The following is a 15,931-nucleotide window of genomic DNA, read 5'->3' as shown; positions in this document are numbered from 1 at the left end:
TCAGGCCCGGATCAGCCGTCCGGGCCGGGCGCCGGTGGGCTCCCCGTCGCGGCTGACCACCTCGCCATGGACGATGGTCGCGCGGTAGCCGTCGGCGCGCTGGATCAGCCGCCGTCCCCCGCCCGGAAGATCGTAGCGCAGCTCGGGCTCGCGCAGGGCCAGCGCGTCCATGTCGATCAGGTTGATATCGGCGCGCAGGCCGGGCTGCAGCAGCCCGCGATCCGCGAAGCCGGCGATCGACGCCGTGGCCGAGGTCATTCGCCGCACGATATCGGCCAGCGGCTTGCGCCCCTGCGGCCGGTCGCGCACCCAATGCGTCAACGCGAAGGTCGAATAGCTGGCGTCGCAGATCGTGCCGACATGCGCGCCGCCATCGCCCAGGCCCAGCACCACGTCGGGATGATCGAGCATCGCGCCGACCGCGTCGAGCCTGCCGTCGGCGAAATTGGCCATGGCGAGGTAGAGCTTCCCGCCGCTCTCGCCCTCGGTCATCAGGTCATAGGCGAGCGCCTCTGGGCTGATTCCCCGGCTCGCCGCCATGCCGGCGATGCTGCGCTCGGGTGTCTGCTCATAATCGGGCCGTTCGCCGAGGACGAACATCGTCTCGAACTGGCGCACCATCCGACCCAGCACCAGCGCGGGATCGGGATCGACCGGCTCGGCCAGGATCGCGCTGCGGACCGCCGGGTCGCGCAGCCGCGCCAGCCGCTCGGCCAGCGGCAGCGCCGACAGCTGCTTATAGGTCGCGGTCGTGTAGAAGGGGTTGAGGGTCAGCTCGAAGCCCAGCAGCATCCCGATCGCGCGCGGCATCAGCTGCGCCTTGACCGTGACGCCGTCCGCATTGGCCGCGCTCAGCTGCTCGAGCAGACCGGGCCAGGCATAAGGCCCGCTGTTGCTGCAGCCCATCGAGAAGGTCAGCGGACGCTGCGCCTCGCGCGCGATGTCGGCGAGGGCGGCGATCGACCGGTCGGGCAGGTGGACGTCCTCGACGATCTGGAACACGCCCTTGCCCTTGGCGCGCAGAACCCGCGCCAGCGCCAGCATCTCCGCATCCGCCGCGCCATAGGTCGGGATCGCCCGCCCGTCGCTCGACCGGTGGAAGAAGGTGCGCGACGTGGCGATGCCGAGCGCCCCTGCGTCGAGCGCCTCGCCCAGCAGGCGCGCCATCTCCGCCAGATCCTCGGCCGTCGCCGCCTCGCGCACGGCGCCGCGCTCGCCCATCACATGGACGCGCAGTGCGGCATGCGGGACATAGGCGGCGACGTCCATGTCGTAGCGCCGCGCCGCGATCACATCGAGATAGTCGGTGAAGCTGGTCCAGGTCCATGGAAGCCCCTCGGCGAGTACCGGATAGGGAATGTCCTCGACCCCCTCCATCAGCCGGATCAGCAAGTCGCGCCGCTCGGGCAGGCAGGGCGCGAAGCCGACCCCGCAATTGCCGATCACCGCCGTGGTGACGCCGTGGTAGCAGGACGGGGTCAGCCGTTCCTCCCAGGTCACCTGCCCGTCATAATGGGTGTGGAGATCGACGAAGCCGGGCGTGACGATCAGCCCCGCTGCATCGATGTCCTGCGCGGCCGGAGGCAGCGCGTCGCCGATCGCCGCGATCAGGCCGTCCCTTATGCCGATATCGCCCCGGAAAGGCTCGGCCCCGCTGCCGTCGACGATCAGGCCGCCGCGGATCGTCAGGTCGAAATCGCTCATGCCGCGTCCTCCGTGTCGAGCAGCCGTCCGGTCGCCTGCGTGCCCTTGATCGTGGTCCGGTGGACGATCCGGATCTGGTCGACCGGATGGCCGAGCGCGGCGTGCAGCATGGAGCGATTGTCCCACAGCACCATGTCGCCGTCCTGCCAGTCATGGATGTAATGGAAGGCCGGCTGAACCATATGGTCGATCAGCCGCTGGATCAGCGCATCGCTGCGTGGGCGGTACATCCCCAATATCCGGTCGATGTTGAGCGTGCTGAGCGAGAGCAGCCTGCGGCCGGTCTCGGGATGCGCCCAGGCCAGCGGCACGGCGACCGGGGGGAAATGCGGATAGCTGTCGTTGCGCGGGCTGATCCGGCGGCCGCCCGGATTGTTGAAGCGCATCTCCTCCAGCCCCGCGCGGAACCGATAGACCGCCTCCAGCCCCTCGATCTCGGCCTTGGTCGCGTCGTCGAGCGCGTCATAGGCGGCGGCGAGGTCGAGCCAGCCGGTCTGCCCGCCATCGCGCGTCCGCTGCACCATGCGCAGCACCGCCCCGGCATTGGGCGTGGTGACGAAGGCGCCGTCACTGTGCCACGGAATCCGCCCGTGGATCGCCACCCCGTCATGATCATAGACTGGGCCGGACGGCCCGTCCTTGTTGGTCAGCAGGATCAAGTCCGGATTGTCCGGATGGCGGAACTTCGGAATGACATGCGGCTCGAGCGAGCCGACGCAGCGGCTGAGCCTTAGCTGCGCCTCAGGCGAGGTCCCCGGCCCGCGCACGAGTAGCATGCCATGGTCGAGCCACGCCCGCCGCACCGCCGCCGCCGTCGCGGCAGGCACGTCGCGTTCAAGGTCCAGCCCGACAAGCTCCCGCCCGATCGGACCGCCCAGCGGCCGAAGCTCGAAACCCATGCTGCGCATCCTCTCCTCGGCAGTCGCGTGGATGATAGGCGCGGCGGTGGAGAAGCGCATGGTTCAAATGGAGTAGAAGACAGACCCAATACCGAGCTGCGGCGGGCTGTGGGACCCTGGTCAGCATCGGCTTGCGCGTTGGGCGTCATTGACGTATATGGTCACGGTGAAGATCCGGCCGATCACCGTTGTCGAGACGCAGACTTTCGTACGCTCGGCCGAAAGGATCTGGAGCGAGGAGGAACGGGCCGAGCTGGTCGATTTTGTCGCTCATAACCCGGAGGCGGGCGATGTGATCCCCGGCACCGGCGGAGTCAGGAAGCTACGATGGGCGCGCTCCGGAAGCGGCAAGCGCGGCGGAGCGCGGGTGGTCTATTTCTACTACCGCCCCGATTGTCCGCTCTACATGCTGCTGGCTTACGCCAAGGCGCAGGCGACGGACCTGAGCGCGGACGAGAAGAAGGCGGTGGCCGCCTTCGCGGCGACGATCAAGGCCCCGAGACCCACTGGGGCGGATTGAGTGTAAGGAGCATGGCGATGTCGGACTTTGGCAAGGACCTGATCGCGGCGATGGAAGAGGCTGCCGCGCACGCTCAGGGCAAGGGAAAGGTGGCGCGCGTCCACACCATCGAGGTTCCCGACGTGCGGGCGATCCGCGAAGGGCTGGGCCTGTCGCAGCAGGCCTTCGCCAGCGCCTACCGGATTCCGCTCGCTACCCTCAAGGGCTGGGAACAGGGTCGCCGTCAGCCGGATGCCACCGCGAGCGCCTACCTCTCGGTCATCGCCCAGCTGCCGGGAGAAGCCCGCGAGGCACTGCGCGCGGCCTGATCGTTCGAGATTATGCGTCTCGAAGTCGGCTGCGGTATCGAGGAGGGCGAGCAGGGCTTACAGTGTCAACGTCATTCGGCGTAATTCCGTAACTCAGGACGGCGTCCGTTAATTCCCCCTCACGCCCTGATCTTGTCGAGCGACCCCGCCGGCGGAAGCAGCAGGTCCAGCGTGTAGCGTTCCGCCTTCCATCCATCGGCGGTCCGGCGGAAGTCGAAATAGTAGCGGCCGAGCACGTTCAGCGAGCTGCCGTCCTTGCCCAGGCCCTTGGCGTCGACATAGGCGCGCATCGAGGCGCGGTCGGCGGCATAGGCGGTGACAGCGAAGTTCGACAGATAATGGCCGTGGTGCGACATTGAGGCGAAGACGCTTTCGAACAGCGCGCGGATGCCGGCATGGCCGTGATGTTCGGTGAGGCCGATGCGGGTCAGGTCGAACACGGCATCCTCGGTGAACACCGCGCAGATGCCGTCGATGTCGTGCATCGAATCCACCGCATGGGCATAGGCGATCATCTGGTCCTGCATCGCCAGGCGGTCTTCGATCGGGCAGTTCGGCATGATGGTCTGCTCCTTCGGGTCAGGCGGGAAAAGCGAGGCGGACGGGATCGGTGACGCCATCCCAGTCGCGTGCGGCCTCGGCTACGCGGGCGAAGAAGGCGCTTTCCAGCGGATGTTCCTCGACCAGTTCGATCATGCAGCCGATCGTCGGGCTGGTGTCGATATAGCAGAAGCGGACCTCGCCGAAGAGGCCGTCGAGCGCGCTCTGGGCGCCCGTCGCGAGATAGCGGTCGCGGGTCGCGTCATAGTCGCTGGTGTAGATGCAGAAATGATGGAAGCCCTGCTGTCCCTTGGCGATCAGGTCGCGATAGGCGGACGGGCCGTCCGAATGCTGCTGGATCAGTTCGACCTGAACCCCGCCCGACTGGGCGAGGGCCACCGAGAAGTCGAGGTCGCGGCTTGGTTGTCCGCGATAGTCGAGCTCGGCCAGGGTGATATGGGGCACGACGAAGAAGGGGCCGATGCCCGTGGTCTTGATCCAGGCATCGATCGCCGCGTCGAGATCCTCGACGATGAAGGCCGCCTGCATGAGGTGGGGTCCGGGCACGCCCGGGGTCACCGAAATCGACATATCACTCTCCTGGCACTCTCTCCGGACGCGACTCTGCGATGGGTGCGTCTCTGGCCTGGCAAGGTGGACCATGCCGTAGCGGCCGTGATCTGACCTTATTGCCAGTACCAAGCCCCGGCTGCATCCCGCACCTTCCTCCGAATATCCGCGACGGCGGAGCAGGAGAGAGAGATGAGCCTGGACGAGAGGCTGGATGGGCGCGACCCGTCGGCTTTGCGCGGTGACCCGATCAGCGGGGAGCGCTATTATTCCCCGGAATTCGCGGCCAAGGAGTGGGACCGGCTGTGGAAGCGGATCTGGCATGTCGCCGGCCGCACCGCCGAACTTCCCGAGCCGGGCGACTTCGTCGTCCACAATTTCCTGAAGGAATCGGTGATCTGCATCCGCCAGGACGACGGATCGATCCGGGCCTTCTACAACAGCTGCCGGCATCGTGGCATGCGGATGGTGCGGCAGAGCTCCTCGGTCGAGGCGATCACCTGCCCCTATCATGGCTGGCGCTGGGGCATCGACGGCGTCCTCCAGCAGGCGCAGGACGCGCATGATTTCCCCCAGGGCGACCCGTGCGGCAAGCTGAGCCTGCGCGAACTGCGCTGCGACACATGGGGTGGCTTCGTCTGGTACACGATGGACCCGGAAGCGCCCGACCTGCTCGATTATCTCGATCCGATGCCCGAGCTGTACAAGAATTATCCGATGGACACGGCGGTCCGCGTCGCCTGGTACCGGATCGCGCTCAACGCCAACTGGAAGTTCGTCACCGACAATTTCTCGGAAAGCTACCACACCCGCACTGCCCACCCGCAGGTGCCGCCGTGGATCGACCAGGATGTCGACACCGCCCGGCACGAGATGTGGCCGCGCGGCCATGGCCGGACCGTGCAGCCGATGCGCCCCTCGCTCAGCGATCGCCTGCCTGAAGGCGTGCAGCATCCGTTCGAGATGATCCTGCGCCAGTGGGACATCGACCCGTCGCGCTATGCCTCCTATGAGGAGATGGCGATGCAGGGCTGGCTCGACCTGAAGGCTGCCAAGAAGCGGCTGTGGCGCGAGCGCGGCTATGTCCATTACGAGCATATGGACGACGAGGAGATCACCGACAGCCCGCACACGGTGATCTTCCCCAACGTCACCATCAGCTTCCTGCCGGACAACCTGATCTTCTTCCGCAGCGAGCCGCATCCCGACGATCCGGAGAAATGCTGGTTCGACCTGTGGTGCATGGCCTTCCCGGTCGAGGGACAGACCGAGGTGGAATCGATCATGGCCGGCGTGCGCCCGCTGCGCGAGGTCGAGCAGTGCGAGCATCGCGACTTCGACGGCGGCCGGGGCATCCCCGAACTGGCCGGGCAGATCGTCTATCAGGACATGGAACTGGCCGAAGACATGCAGGCCGGCATGCATTCGCTCGGCTATCAGGACGCCTATCTGCCGGCGCAGGAAACGCGCGTCCGCTTCTTCCACGAAACCCTGAACGACTGGCTCGAAGGCCGGCGCTGACCCTGACGCAGGAGAGACAGATCATGCCCTATAGCGGCCCGCTCGAAGACCGGATCCTGATCCGCGAGCTGATGGAAAGCTATGCCCATGCGGTGATGACCAAGGATGCCGAGCTGTGGGCGACGGCCTGGGCCGACGACGCCTATTGGGCTCTGCCCGAATTCCCCGATCTCGGCGGCTTCTCGGGCAAGGAGACGATCGTCTCGGCCTGGGTCGAATCGATGAAGGCTTATGGGCTCGACGGCTGCACCAAGCCGATGGTCTATATCGCGACGCCCGGCAGCATCGAGGTGGACGGCGATAGCGCAAAGGCGGTCTGCTACACCTCGGAGATCTTCGAGGAGCCGGGGACGGGCGATCTGAAGCGCGTGCGCGGTCGCTATGACGATGTGCTGGCTAAGATCGACGGACGCTGGCTGTTCACCCGTCGCGAATATCGCATCTTCTACATGGAGTAAGGCTGGGCGGGCGGCGTCACCCGCCCTACCTTAGCGGGCGGGCAGGATCGTCGCGCGGCATTCCCCGAAGCCGATCGACGCGAAGCCCGGCGCAGAAGCCGTTGCGCGCAGAATGATCTCGTCGCCGTCCTGCAGGAAGCTGCGATCCTCGCCGCTCTCCAGCTGGATCGGCTGTGTCCCGCCGCGCGAAATCTCCATCAGGCTGCCGAAACCGTCTTCGCTCGGAGCGGAGATGGTGCCGGTGCCCAGCAGATCGCCAGGGCGAAGGTCGCAGCCATTGGAGGCGTGGTGCGTTACGATCTGCGCGACCGTCCAATACATATTCGACGCCGGGCCCCGGCTCAGCCGATGCGGAGCGAGACCCTGCTCGCGCATTTGTGCCGTCGTCAGAAAGGCATGGAGTTCGACCCCCAGCGCACCGCTCGCCTGATCGGCCTCGTCCCATAGATAAGGCAGGGGGCGGGGGTCGCCCTCGGGCCGGGGCGGCTGTGCGGTGCGGAAGGGGGCGAGCGCCTCGGGCGTCACCACCCAGGGCGAGATGCTGGTGTGGAAATTCTTGGCGAGGAAGGGCCCGAGCGGCTGATATTCCCATGCCTGGAAGTCGCGTGCCGACCAGTCGTTGAGCAGGCAGAAGCCGGCGATATGGCCGGGCGCTTCGGCGATCCGGATGGCATCGCCGAGGTCGTTGCCCCTGCCGATCCACACGCCCAACTCGAGTTCATAGTCGAGCCGCGCGGACGGGCCGAAGACCGGTGCCTCGGCTTCGGGCGGCTTGCGCTGCCCCTTCGGCCTGACCACGGGCACGCCCGAGGGGCGCACCGACGAGGCGCGGCCATGATAGCCGATCGGCACATGCTTGTAGTTGGGCAGCAGCGGGTTGTCGGGCCGGAACTGCTTGCCGATGTTCATCGCGTGGTGGATGCCGACATAGAAATCGGTGTAATCGCCGATGGTCGCGGGCAGGTGCAGCGTGACGTCGGCCTGTGCGTGGATGTGCGGCGCGAGCGCGGCCCGGTGGTTTTCGACAGACAGCAGTTCGGAGATCTTCGCCCGCAGCGCCTGGCGGCGTTCGGGCGCCATCGCGAACAGTGCGTTCAGCGTCGGTCCGTGCAGCTCGACCGGCAGCAAAGGGGAAATCGCCTGGAGGTCGAGCAGGCTGTCGCCGATCGCCACGGCCGGGCGGCGTTCGCCGTCGCCGATCGAGAAAATGCCATAGGGCAGGTTCTGGACCGGGAAGTCGGGATGCCCGTTGGCGCCGGGTACCCAGCTGGTCAGCGCGGGATCATGGGTCGCGTCGATGCTCATCGCGGCAGCTCCGCCTTGGCGAAGCCCGACCAGCAATCGTCATAGTCCAGCTGCATCAACGGGGTCTCCAGGGCAAAGCGGGTGGGGCGGATCACCGAGCGGCTTTCGAACATGAAGGCCATCGTGTCCTCGATCTTGTGGGGGGCGAGGCGGGCATTCGTCGCTGCCTCATGGCTCGCCCGGTCGGGGCCGTGGCCCGACATGCGGTTATGGAGCGATCCGCCGCCGGGCGAAAATCCCTCCGCCTTGGCGTCATAGGCACCTGCGATCAGCCCCATATATTCGCTCATCACATTGCGGTGGAACCAGGGGGGGCGGAATGTGTCTTCCGCCACCATCCAGCGTGGCGGGAAGATGACGAAGTCGCAATTGGCGGTGCCGGGCGTGTCGCTGGGCGAGGTCAGCACGGTGAAGATCGACGGATCGGGATGGTCGAAGCTGACCGTGCCGATCGTGTTGAAGCGGCGCAGATCATAGCGACAGGGCGCCAGATTGCCGTGCCAGGCGACGACGTCGAACGGACTGTGGTCGAGCGTGGAAGACCACAGCCGGCCCTCATATTTCTGGATAAGCTCGCAGGGCGCGTCGATATCCTCGAACCAGGCGACGGGCGTTTCGAAGTCGCGCACATTGGCGAGGCCGTTGGCGCCGATCGGCCCCAGGTCGGGCAGGCGGAAGGGCGCGCCGTGATTCTCGCAGATATAGCCGCGCGCCTCGCCATCCGGCAGTTCGACGCGAAAGCGCACCCCGCGCGGGATCAGGGCGATCTGTTGGGGCTCGACGTCGAGGGAGCCCATCTCGGTGACGATGTGCAGCGTGCCCCGCTGCGGCACGATCAGCAATTCGCCATCGGCATCGAAGAAGGCGCGGTCGACCATCGAACGGTTGGCGGCGTAGAGGTGGATGCCGATCCCCGCATTGCCCGCCAGGGTGACGAGGCCGTCGACGAAGTCGGTCGCCTCGGTTGGCGGGGGCAGCGGGTCCCAGCGCAGCCGGTTGGGATTGGCCGGTGCCTCGGCATAAGGCGCGGCGCACAGGCGGGTCCCGCCCTCATAAGTGCGGAAGGGCGGATGATTGGCCGCAGGCCGCATCCGGTAGAGCCAGCTGCGCCGGTTCTCCGACCGGGGCGCGGTGAAGGCGCTGCCCGACAATTGCTCGGCATAGAGGCCGAAGGCGGGGCGCTGCGGCGCGTTGCGGCCGACCGGCAGGGCCCCCGCGACGGCTTCGGTCGCGAAATGGTTGCCGAAGCCGGTCATATAGTGATCGTTCATCGCAGTCCCCGATCGATCGGACGATGGAAAGGCGTGGACAGGGCTCAGTCGACCTTGAGCACGCCCCGGCGGATCTGGTCGCGCTCGATCGACTCGAACAGCGCCTTGAAATTGCCCTCGCCAAAGCCTTCATTGCCCTTGCGCTGGATGATCTCGAAGAAGATCGGGCCGACCATGTTTTCGGTGAAGATCTGGAGCAGGATGCCGCCGCCGGTCTCGGGCGCGCCGTCGATCAGGATGCCGCGCTTGCGCATCTCGTCGATGTCGTGGCCATGCCCGGGGAGCCGCTGGTCGATCCCTTCATAATAGGTGTCGGGGGTCGACTGGAAACGGATGCCGTTGGCGCGCAGCCGGTCGACCGTCGCGAAGATGTCGTCGGTTGCGAGCGCCAGATGCTGGATGCCCTCGCCATTATATTCGCGCAGAAATTCCTCGATCTGGCTCTTGTCGTCCTGGCTTTCGTTCAGGGGAATGCGGATCTTGTTGTCGGGCGCGGTCATCGCGCGGCTCAGCAGCGCGGTCGCCTTGCCCTCGATGTCGAAATAGCGGATCTCGCGGAAGTTGAAGACGGTCTCATAGAAGCCCGCCCAGTGGTTCATCCGCCCGCGCATCACATTGTGGGTCAGGTGGTCGAGCGTGTGCAGCCCGACCGAGCGCTGGTCGCGCGCCATGCCTTCGACAGGGCGGAAGTCGACGTCGTAGATTTCCTGCGCGCCATAGCGGTCGACCAGATAGAGGTTGGACCCGCCGATCCCCTCGATCGCCGGGATGTTCAGTTCCATCGGCCCGACCGGGCCCTGCACCGGCGTCGCGCCGCGCTTGACCGCCTTGTCGAACGCTTTGGTCGCGTCATGGACGCGAAAGGCCATCGCATTGGCGGACGGGCCGTGCGCCTCGCGGAACTCGGCGGCCTGGCCGCTCGCGTCCATGTTCAGGATGAAGTTCACGTCGCCCTGCTGGTAGCGGCGGACATTTTTCGAACGGTGGTTGCCGAGATGGGTGAAGCCCATCGCCTCGAACAGCCCGGCCAGCGCCAGCGGATCGGGACCGGTGAACTCGACGAACTCGAAGCCGTCGAGGCCGAGCGGGTTGGCGTGCGGTTCCAGGGACGGATCGGTCATGGCGCTTCCTCGGAAGATGGTAACAAAAGAAACTAATAGGGATTTGAACCGAGTCGTGTCAAATGTTACTAACGCGCATGGCCAGCAACCGCCTCCTGCTCGATCAGTTTTTTCCCTATCGCCTTTCGGTGACGACCAACGTCGTCAGCGACGTGATCGCGAAGGCCTATGAGGCGCTGTTCGATCTCTCGATTCCGGAATGGCGGGTGATTGCGGTGGTCGCGGAGCGTGACGGGGTTACCCAGCAGGGCATCTGCATCGCGACGCGCATGGACAAGGTGACCGTCAGCCGCGCGACGATCGCGCTGGTCAATCGCGGGCTTGTGACGCGGGCACCGAACCGGGCGGACCGGCGGTCGCGGCTGCTGGCGCTGACCGATGCCGGCCGGTCGCTCTACGCGCAGGTGGCGCCGAAGGCGCTGCAGTTCGAGGAGCAGATATTTTCCAGCTTCGACGCGCGCGAGCTGGAGGATTTCATGCGGATGCTGCGCGCGATCGAGGCTCGGGCGCTTGAGCTCGGCGGCAGCTGAGCCGGATCAGACCCGCGCGCGCTGCCCGTAGGAGTCGATCAGGGCGTCGCTCGCCGAGACCATAGCGGCGCAGGGGCCCTGGCTGCCGAAGATATGGTGCGCGGCCATACCGCCTTCGATGATCAGCAGCAGCCCGTCGGCCAGCTCGTCCGGCCGGTCGGTGTCGAAGCGGCGGGTGATCTCGACGATCGTCGCGCGCATATCGGCCTTGCAGCTCTCGAGCACCGCGCGTCCCGGATGACCGGGCTCGGGAATTTCGACGGCGGTGTTGCTCATCGGGCAACCGCGAAAATCGGGGGAGGCGACCTTGGCCGCGAAATAGCGCACGACCGCGCGAAGCTGGTCGCCGGCATCGCTGCCCGCTGTCTCGATCACCTCGCACAGCGCTACGCGACCCTCGCGACCGCTCTCCTCAAGACAGGCGGCGATCAGGTCGTCCTTGGACGCGAAGGCGCGATAGAGGCTGGGCTTGGTCACCCCCGCCTTGCATACGATCTCGTCGACCCCAACCGCGCGGATGCCGCGATGATAGAACAGGTCGCGCGCCGCCTCGAATACGCGGGCGGCAGCGGTCTTCTTGGTCGGCGATCCGTCAGCATCGCAGCAGACGGCTTTCTTGGGCACAGGCACAGGCAATCCCGTCTCGTTCGTGGCCGATCATGTCGTCAGTCTGTCATGTAACAGCTCGGTACCTCCGTTTCAATATCGCTGTTTTCGGCCCGTCCACCCTCAATCGGCCGCGTCCAATATCTCCCGGACGCGCGCGGACAGCGCCTGATAGGTGAAGGGCTTGGCGATCATCTCCACCCCCGCATCGAGGCGGCCATTATGGACGATCGCGTTGCGGGTATAGCCGCTCGTGTAGAGGACCTTGAGGCTCGGCCTTATCGCCTGCGCGCGGCGCGCCAGTTCCTGCCCTGACATGTTCGGCATGACCACGTCGGTAAACAGCATGTCGATCGGCTGGTCGGGCTGTTCGATCAGGCGCAGAGCGGCCGCGCCGTCGGGCGCCTCGATCACGCGATAGCCGAGCTCGCGCAGGATCTCGGCCGTATAGGCGCGGACATCGTCGTCATCCTCCGCCACCAGGATGACCTCGTCCCGGCCTCGGCCGCCATGCAGCGTTTCGCCCTCGCTTTCGGCCGGATCGATGTCGTGGACGAGCCGGGGCAGATAGATCTTGATCGTCGTGCCCGATCCCTCCTCCGAGTAGATCTTCACATGGCCGCCGGACTGTTTGACGAAGCCATAGACCATCGACAGGCCCAGGCCGGTGCCGCGTCCCACTTCCTTCGTCGTGAAGAAGGGCTCGAACACGCGGCTTATAACCTCCCGCGACATGCCCACGCCGGTGTCGGAGACGGCAATCACCACATATTGGCCCGGCGCGACCTCCGCATGGGCGGCGCTATAATCTTCATCGAGGCGGGTGTTGGCGGTCTCGATGGTCAAGGCGCCGCCGCCCGGCATGGCGTCACGCGCATTGACTGCCAGATTGATGAGGCAGTTTTCCAGCTGATTGGGGTCGGCCTCGACCCGCCACAGGCCGGGCGTCGTCACCACGTCCAGCGAGATGGTCTCGCCCAGCGCGCGGGTCAGCAATTCCGACATGCCGGACACCAGCCGGTCGACGTCGATCGGCTTGGGCGCCAGCGGCTGGCGGCGTGAGAAGGCGAGCAGGCGTTGCGTCAGCGATGCAGCGCGGTCAGCGCCCTTCTGCGCGCTCTCTATCGCCCGCCGGATGCGTGCCTCGTCGCCGCGATCCATGGCGCGCAGCATGATGTCGAGATTGCCGGTGATGATCGTCAGAAGATTGTTGAAGTCGTGCGCGACCCCGCCGGTCAACTGGCCGACCGCCTCCATCTTCTGCGACTGGCGCAACGCTTCCTCGGCCACCTCGCGCTCGGCCAGCGCCTCGGCGATGCGCCGCTCGAGCGTCTCGTTGAGCTCGCGCAGCTCTTCCTCGGCCCGCTTGCGCTCGGCGATCTCGCGCTGGCCGGCGTCGAACAGGCGCGCATTGTCCATCGCGATCGCGGCCTGCGCCGCGATTCCCACGATCAGCCGTTCATGCCGCTCGTTGAATCGGTCCGGCTCGCTGTGACCGAAGAAGAGTGCTCCCAATATCTCCCCGGAGCGCGAGCGCACCGGCGCCGCAAGATAGGATCGTACCGGCAGATGTCCCTCGGGCATGCCGCGATGCGGCGCATTTTTGCCGTAGCGGGGGTCCTGGGTGATGTCGCCCGACCGGATCACCCGTTCGCCGCGGAAGGTCGGCCCGAACACCCCGGTCTCGCGCGGCATCGGAAAATGATCGAACGCCGAGCGGTCGACCCCCGAGAGGCTGTAGAGCATGTAGCTGTCGGACCCGCCGTCCTTCACAATGTGGAAGAAGGCGCCGAACTGCGCTCCGGATACGTCCACGCCGGCGTCGGTCACCATCTGCACGAGCCGCGGAAGATCGAGTTCTGCCGCGATCGCGATGCCGCTGCGGTTGAGCGTGTCGAGCGTCCGGCTCTCCTCGAGCAGTGCCGCCTCTGCCCGGTTGCGTTCGCTGACATCATGACCCTCAAGGAAGACCCCCGTCACGATCCCGTCCGCATCCCGGATCGGCTCGACGACGAAGTCGAGCGCATAGCTGATGTCGCCCTCGAGCCGCGCCGGAACCGCGATGGCGCGATAGCGCTCACCGCTCAGGAATACGTTGCGAATGATCGTGCTGGCGCCGAGTTCGGTGAACACCTCCTCGAAGGGGCGGCCGAGATAGTTGCGATCGCCGAACATCCGGACATAGGTCTTGTTGACGAACTCGAAGGTCAGGTCCGGGCCATTCAGGATGGCGATGAACCCCGGCGCATTCTCGAACAGCCGACGTAGCCGCAACTCGCTCGCGCGGACCTGCTCCGCCACCGCCAGCCGCGCGCGGGCGATCGACAGATTGGCGTTGACGCGCGCGATCAGCTCTCGCGCGGCAAAGGGCTTGGTCAGATAATCGTCCGCGCCGGCCTCGATCCCGTCGGCCGTGGCTTCCTCGCCCGCCCGCGCCGACAGCAACAATAGGGGCGTGGCCCGAAGCTCGGAGTCCGCCCGTATCTCGCGCAGCAGGCCGAAACCGTCGAGGCGCGGCATCATCACGTCGCTTATGACGAGGTCGGGCTTGCGCGCGCGCATCGCCGCAAGTGCTGCCTCCCCATCGGTGACGGTCTCGACCTCATAGCCGATCGGTCGCAGCAGATTGGCGATATGGTCGCGCATGTCGGCATTGTCGTCGGCGACCAGGATATGGGCCAGCGCGTCGATCCCCACTGCGGAGGGCGATGCCGGATCGGCGAACGAAGCCGGCGCCGATGACCAGCGCAGGCCTTCTGCGGCAAAGGCTTCTGCCATGGTCGAAGCCGGCCGGGCGGTCGGCGCGTCCGCCACCTGCTCGCGCGGCAGATGGGCCGAGCCGGTGGGCAGTCGCACGGTGAAGCGCGTTCCGCGGCCGAGTTCGCTTTCGACGGCAATCGTGCCCTCGTGCAGGGCGACCAGTTCCTTGACCAGGGCCAACCCGATCCCGGTCCCTTCCTGCGTCCGCCCCGGCTGGCCTTCGATGCGGTGAAAGCGGTCGAACAGACGCGGAATCTCGTCGGCTGCTATTCCGACGCCGCTGTCCTCGACGACGACCACCGCCGCGTCGCCTTCACTGCGGACCTCGACCGATATGCCGCCGGCCAGCGTATATTTGAACGCGTTGGACAGCAGGTTGAAGATGATCTTCTCCCACATCGACAGGTCGACATAGACGCTCTGCGGCAGCGGAGCGGTGCGCAGGTCGAGCGTCAGACCCGCCTGTTCGGAGGCCGAGCGGAAATTGCTGGCCAGTTCGGCGGTAACGCCGGCGAGGTCGGTCGGCTCGAAACGACCTTCGGCGCGCCCCGCTTCGATCCGGGCAAAGTCGAGCAGCATATTGACCAGCCGGAGCAGGCGCAGACCGTTGCGATGCGCCATCGCGGCCAAGTCGCGCGCGGCCCCATCGGTCGATTTCAGCAGTTCCTCGACCGGCCCCAGCATCAGGGTGAGCGGCGTGCGGAATTCATGGCTGACATTGGAGAAGAAGATCGTCTTGGCGCGATCGATCTCGGCCAGCGCTTCCGCTCGCTGCCGCTCCGCCTGATAGGCGTCGGCTTGGGCGATGGCGGTGCCGATCTGGCCGGCGACCAGTCCAAGAAAATCGCGATAACCGGCGTCGAGCTGACGCACGGGGCTTATCCCGGCGACGAGAAACCCCCGGCGTTCCGACGTCGGCAGAGGGATGATCAGCGCACGGTCAGGGAGGCGTCCCCACACGGCGATCGCCTCGTCGCCTGCGAGCCCGGCGACGCCTTCGATCTCGACCGGCTCCGACAGCTGCGAAGCGGGCAGAGGCTGGCCGGCATAGAAGTCGCCGTCGCGCAAGATCGTCGGAGCAAGGGGCGAGCCTGGCGCGACGCCGTGCGACGCCATCTGGTCGAACGTCCCGGGCTCCTTTCCTTCCAGAAAGAGCAGCGCGAAGGGGATGTCGCGCGGTTCGGCCGCCAGTGCGGCGACACTGGCTTCGCAAGCCTCGCGTCCATTTTCCGCCGCCATCGCTCTGTTCGCGAGGTCGGTCAGCAGCGCGAGCTGGCGCTTGCCGATGACCTTTGCCGTGTCGTCGCTGTTCGCGCAGATGATCCCGCCGGGCCGCCCCTGATCGTCCGGAATGGGGCTGTAGGAGAAGGTGTAGTAGGTCTCCTCCGGATAGCCGTTGCGCTCCATGATCAGGAGTTGTTCCTCGACATAGATGCCTTCGTCGCCCTGCATCGCCTGAGCCAGCATCGGCTCGATATCGGCACGGATCTCGTCCCAGACATCGGCGGTGGGCTTGCCGAGCGCCCAGGGATGGCGGGCGCCGATGATCGAGCGGTAGGCGTCGTTATAGAGATAGGTGAGTTCGGGGCCCCAGCCGACCCAGATGGGCTGTCGCGAAGTCAGCATGATACGGACCGTGGTCTTGAGACTCTGCGGCCAATTCTCGGGCGGACCCAGCGGGCTCGTGGTCCAGTCGAACGCACGCATCAACGCGCCCAGTTCACCGCCACCGGCAAGAACATCGAAATCTGGTGCCCTGGTTCCGCTCTTGCCGCCGCCCGCCATCCACATTCCCCCGGAACTATCGTCAAACTGTTG

The 15,931-nt window shown here is 66.3% G+C and carries 14 protein-coding genes; 5 read left to right on the top strand and 9 right to left on the bottom strand.

Features of this window, described 5'->3' with window-relative positions; genetic code table 11:
- On the bottom strand, window positions 1-1,704 hold the full coding sequence (locus ACNI3R_RS00950; RefSeq protein WP_426179139.1) for an N-acyl-D-amino-acid deacylase family protein: 1,704 nt from the start codon (window positions 1,702-1,704) through the stop codon (window positions 1-3).
- Entirely contained in the window at window positions 1,701-2,603 is a 903-nt protein-coding gene (locus ACNI3R_RS00945) for a TauD/TfdA dioxygenase family protein (protein WP_426179137.1), read from the bottom strand. Before ACNI3R_RS00945 ends, ACNI3R_RS00950 begins: the two co-directional genes overlap by 4 nt.
- A 157-nt stretch (window positions 2,604-2,760) precedes the next feature.
- On the opposite strand from ACNI3R_RS00945, the gene ACNI3R_RS00940 reads away from it, so the two are divergent.
- Together ACNI3R_RS00940 and ACNI3R_RS00935 are read left to right on the top strand one after the other, a co-directional pair.
- Window positions 2,761-3,123, top strand: a complete 363-nt coding sequence (locus ACNI3R_RS00940; protein WP_426179135.1) for a type II toxin-antitoxin system RelE/ParE family toxin — start codon at window positions 2,761-2,763, stop codon at window positions 3,121-3,123.
- 17 nt (window positions 3,124-3,140) lie between these two features.
- Window positions 3,141-3,431, top strand: coding sequence for a helix-turn-helix domain-containing protein (locus tag ACNI3R_RS00935; RefSeq protein WP_426179133.1), 291 nt, complete (start codon window positions 3,141-3,143; stop codon window positions 3,429-3,431).
- A 119-nt stretch (window positions 3,432-3,550) separates the two neighbouring features.
- Here the strand turns inward: ACNI3R_RS00935 and ACNI3R_RS00930 are convergent, their stop codons facing one another.
- Both ACNI3R_RS00930 and ACNI3R_RS00925 read right to left on the bottom strand, forming a co-directional pair.
- A complete protein-coding gene (locus tag ACNI3R_RS00930; RefSeq protein ID WP_426179132.1) occupies window positions 3,551-3,991 on the bottom strand; it encodes a nuclear transport factor 2 family protein in 441 nt (146 codons plus the stop codon).
- 19 nt (window positions 3,992-4,010) lie between these two features.
- Window positions 4,011-4,562, bottom strand: coding sequence for a VOC family protein (locus ACNI3R_RS00925; protein ID WP_426179131.1), 552 nt, complete (start codon window positions 4,560-4,562; stop codon window positions 4,011-4,013).
- A 171-nt stretch (window positions 4,563-4,733) separates the two neighbouring features.
- Here ACNI3R_RS00925 and ACNI3R_RS00920 point away from each other — a divergent pair, with 171 nt between their 5' ends.
- Both ACNI3R_RS00920 and ACNI3R_RS00915 read left to right on the top strand, forming a co-directional pair.
- Complete coding sequence (locus ACNI3R_RS00920) at window positions 4,734-6,062, top strand: aromatic ring-hydroxylating oxygenase subunit alpha (RefSeq protein WP_426179128.1); 1,329 nt, start codon at window positions 4,734-4,736, stop codon at window positions 6,060-6,062.
- Between the two features lie 23 nt (window positions 6,063-6,085).
- Window positions 6,086-6,520 (top strand): nuclear transport factor 2 family protein, encoded by a 435-nt coding sequence (locus tag ACNI3R_RS00915; RefSeq protein WP_426179127.1) that lies wholly within the window; start codon window positions 6,086-6,088, stop codon window positions 6,518-6,520.
- Window positions 6,521-6,550: 30 nt separating this feature from the next.
- On the opposite strand, the gene fahA is transcribed toward ACNI3R_RS00915, so the two are convergent.
- The 3 genes from fahA to hppD are packed head-to-tail and all read right to left on the bottom strand — an operon-like array spanning window position 6,551 to window position 10,217.
- On the bottom strand, window positions 6,551-7,825 hold the full coding sequence (gene fahA, locus ACNI3R_RS00910) for a fumarylacetoacetase (RefSeq protein WP_426179125.1): 1,275 nt from the start codon (window positions 7,823-7,825) through the stop codon (window positions 6,551-6,553).
- Complete coding sequence (gene hmgA, locus ACNI3R_RS00905) at window positions 7,822-9,081, bottom strand: homogentisate 1,2-dioxygenase (protein ID WP_426180231.1); 1,260 nt, start codon at window positions 9,079-9,081, stop codon at window positions 7,822-7,824. The genes fahA and hmgA overlap by 4 nt, the downstream gene beginning before the upstream one ends.
- A gap of 59 nt (window positions 9,082-9,140) precedes the next feature.
- Complete coding sequence (gene hppD, locus ACNI3R_RS00900) at window positions 9,141-10,217, bottom strand: 4-hydroxyphenylpyruvate dioxygenase (protein ID WP_426179123.1); 1,077 nt, start codon at window positions 10,215-10,217, stop codon at window positions 9,141-9,143.
- A gap of 77 nt (window positions 10,218-10,294) precedes the next feature.
- Between hppD and ACNI3R_RS00895 the strand changes: the two genes are divergently transcribed.
- Window positions 10,295-10,747 (top strand): MarR family winged helix-turn-helix transcriptional regulator, encoded by a 453-nt coding sequence (locus ACNI3R_RS00895; RefSeq protein WP_426179122.1) that lies wholly within the window; start codon window positions 10,295-10,297, stop codon window positions 10,745-10,747.
- A 6-nt stretch (window positions 10,748-10,753) separates the two neighbouring features.
- On the opposite strand, the gene ACNI3R_RS00890 is transcribed toward ACNI3R_RS00895, so the two are convergent.
- Together ACNI3R_RS00890 and ACNI3R_RS00885 are read right to left on the bottom strand one after the other, a co-directional pair.
- Window positions 10,754-11,377: a TetR/AcrR family transcriptional regulator gene (locus ACNI3R_RS00890; RefSeq protein WP_426179120.1), complete on the bottom strand. Its 624-nt coding sequence runs from the start codon at window positions 11,375-11,377 to the stop codon at window positions 10,754-10,756.
- 99 nt (window positions 11,378-11,476) lie between these two features.
- Window positions 11,477-15,898 carry an ATP-binding protein gene (locus ACNI3R_RS00885; RefSeq protein WP_426179118.1) on the bottom strand — a complete coding sequence of 1,474 codons (4,422 nt, stop codon included), beginning with the start codon at window positions 15,896-15,898 and terminating at the stop codon, window positions 11,477-11,479.
- Between the last annotated feature and the right edge of the window lie 33 nt (window positions 15,899-15,931).

Source organism: Rhizorhabdus antheiae (assembly GCF_049889055.1).
GTDB lineage: Bacteria > Pseudomonadota > Alphaproteobacteria > Sphingomonadales > Sphingomonadaceae > Rhizorhabdus.
Note: the sequence above shows the minus strand (reverse complement) of the source record. Positions and strands in the feature narration are given on the sequence as shown.

Coding starts and splice junctions, on each gene's coding strand:
- ACNI3R_RS00950 (WP_426179139.1), bottom strand. CDS start 1,704: ATGAGCGATTTCGACCTGACGATCCGCGGCGGCCTGATCGTCGACGGC.
- ACNI3R_RS00945 (WP_426179137.1), bottom strand. CDS start 2,603: ATGGGTTTCGAGCTTCGGCCGCTGGGCGGTCCGATCGGGCGGGAGCTT.
- ACNI3R_RS00940 (WP_426179135.1), top strand. CDS start 2,761: ATGGTCACGGTGAAGATCCGGCCGATCACCGTTGTCGAGACGCAGACT.
- ACNI3R_RS00935 (WP_426179133.1), top strand. CDS start 3,141: ATGTCGGACTTTGGCAAGGACCTGATCGCGGCGATGGAAGAGGCTGCC.
- ACNI3R_RS00930 (WP_426179132.1), bottom strand. CDS start 3,991: ATGCCGAACTGCCCGATCGAAGACCGCCTGGCGATGCAGGACCAGATG.
- ACNI3R_RS00925 (WP_426179131.1), bottom strand. CDS start 4,562: ATGTCGATTTCGGTGACCCCGGGCGTGCCCGGACCCCACCTCATGCAG.
- ACNI3R_RS00920 (WP_426179128.1), top strand. CDS start 4,734: ATGAGCCTGGACGAGAGGCTGGATGGGCGCGACCCGTCGGCTTTGCGC.
- ACNI3R_RS00915 (WP_426179127.1), top strand. CDS start 6,086: ATGCCCTATAGCGGCCCGCTCGAAGACCGGATCCTGATCCGCGAGCTG.
- fahA (WP_426179125.1), bottom strand. CDS start 7,825: ATGAGCATCGACGCGACCCATGATCCCGCGCTGACCAGCTGGGTACCC.
- hmgA (WP_426180231.1), bottom strand. CDS start 9,081: ATGACCGGCTTCGGCAACCATTTCGCGACCGAAGCCGTCGCGGGGGCC.
- hppD (WP_426179123.1), bottom strand. CDS start 10,217: ATGACCGATCCGTCCCTGGAACCGCACGCCAACCCGCTCGGCCTCGAC.
- ACNI3R_RS00895 (WP_426179122.1), top strand. CDS start 10,295: ATGGCCAGCAACCGCCTCCTGCTCGATCAGTTTTTTCCCTATCGCCTT.
- ACNI3R_RS00885 (WP_426179118.1), bottom strand. CDS start 15,898: ATGGCGGGCGGCGGCAAGAGCGGAACCAGGGCACCAGATTTCGATGTT.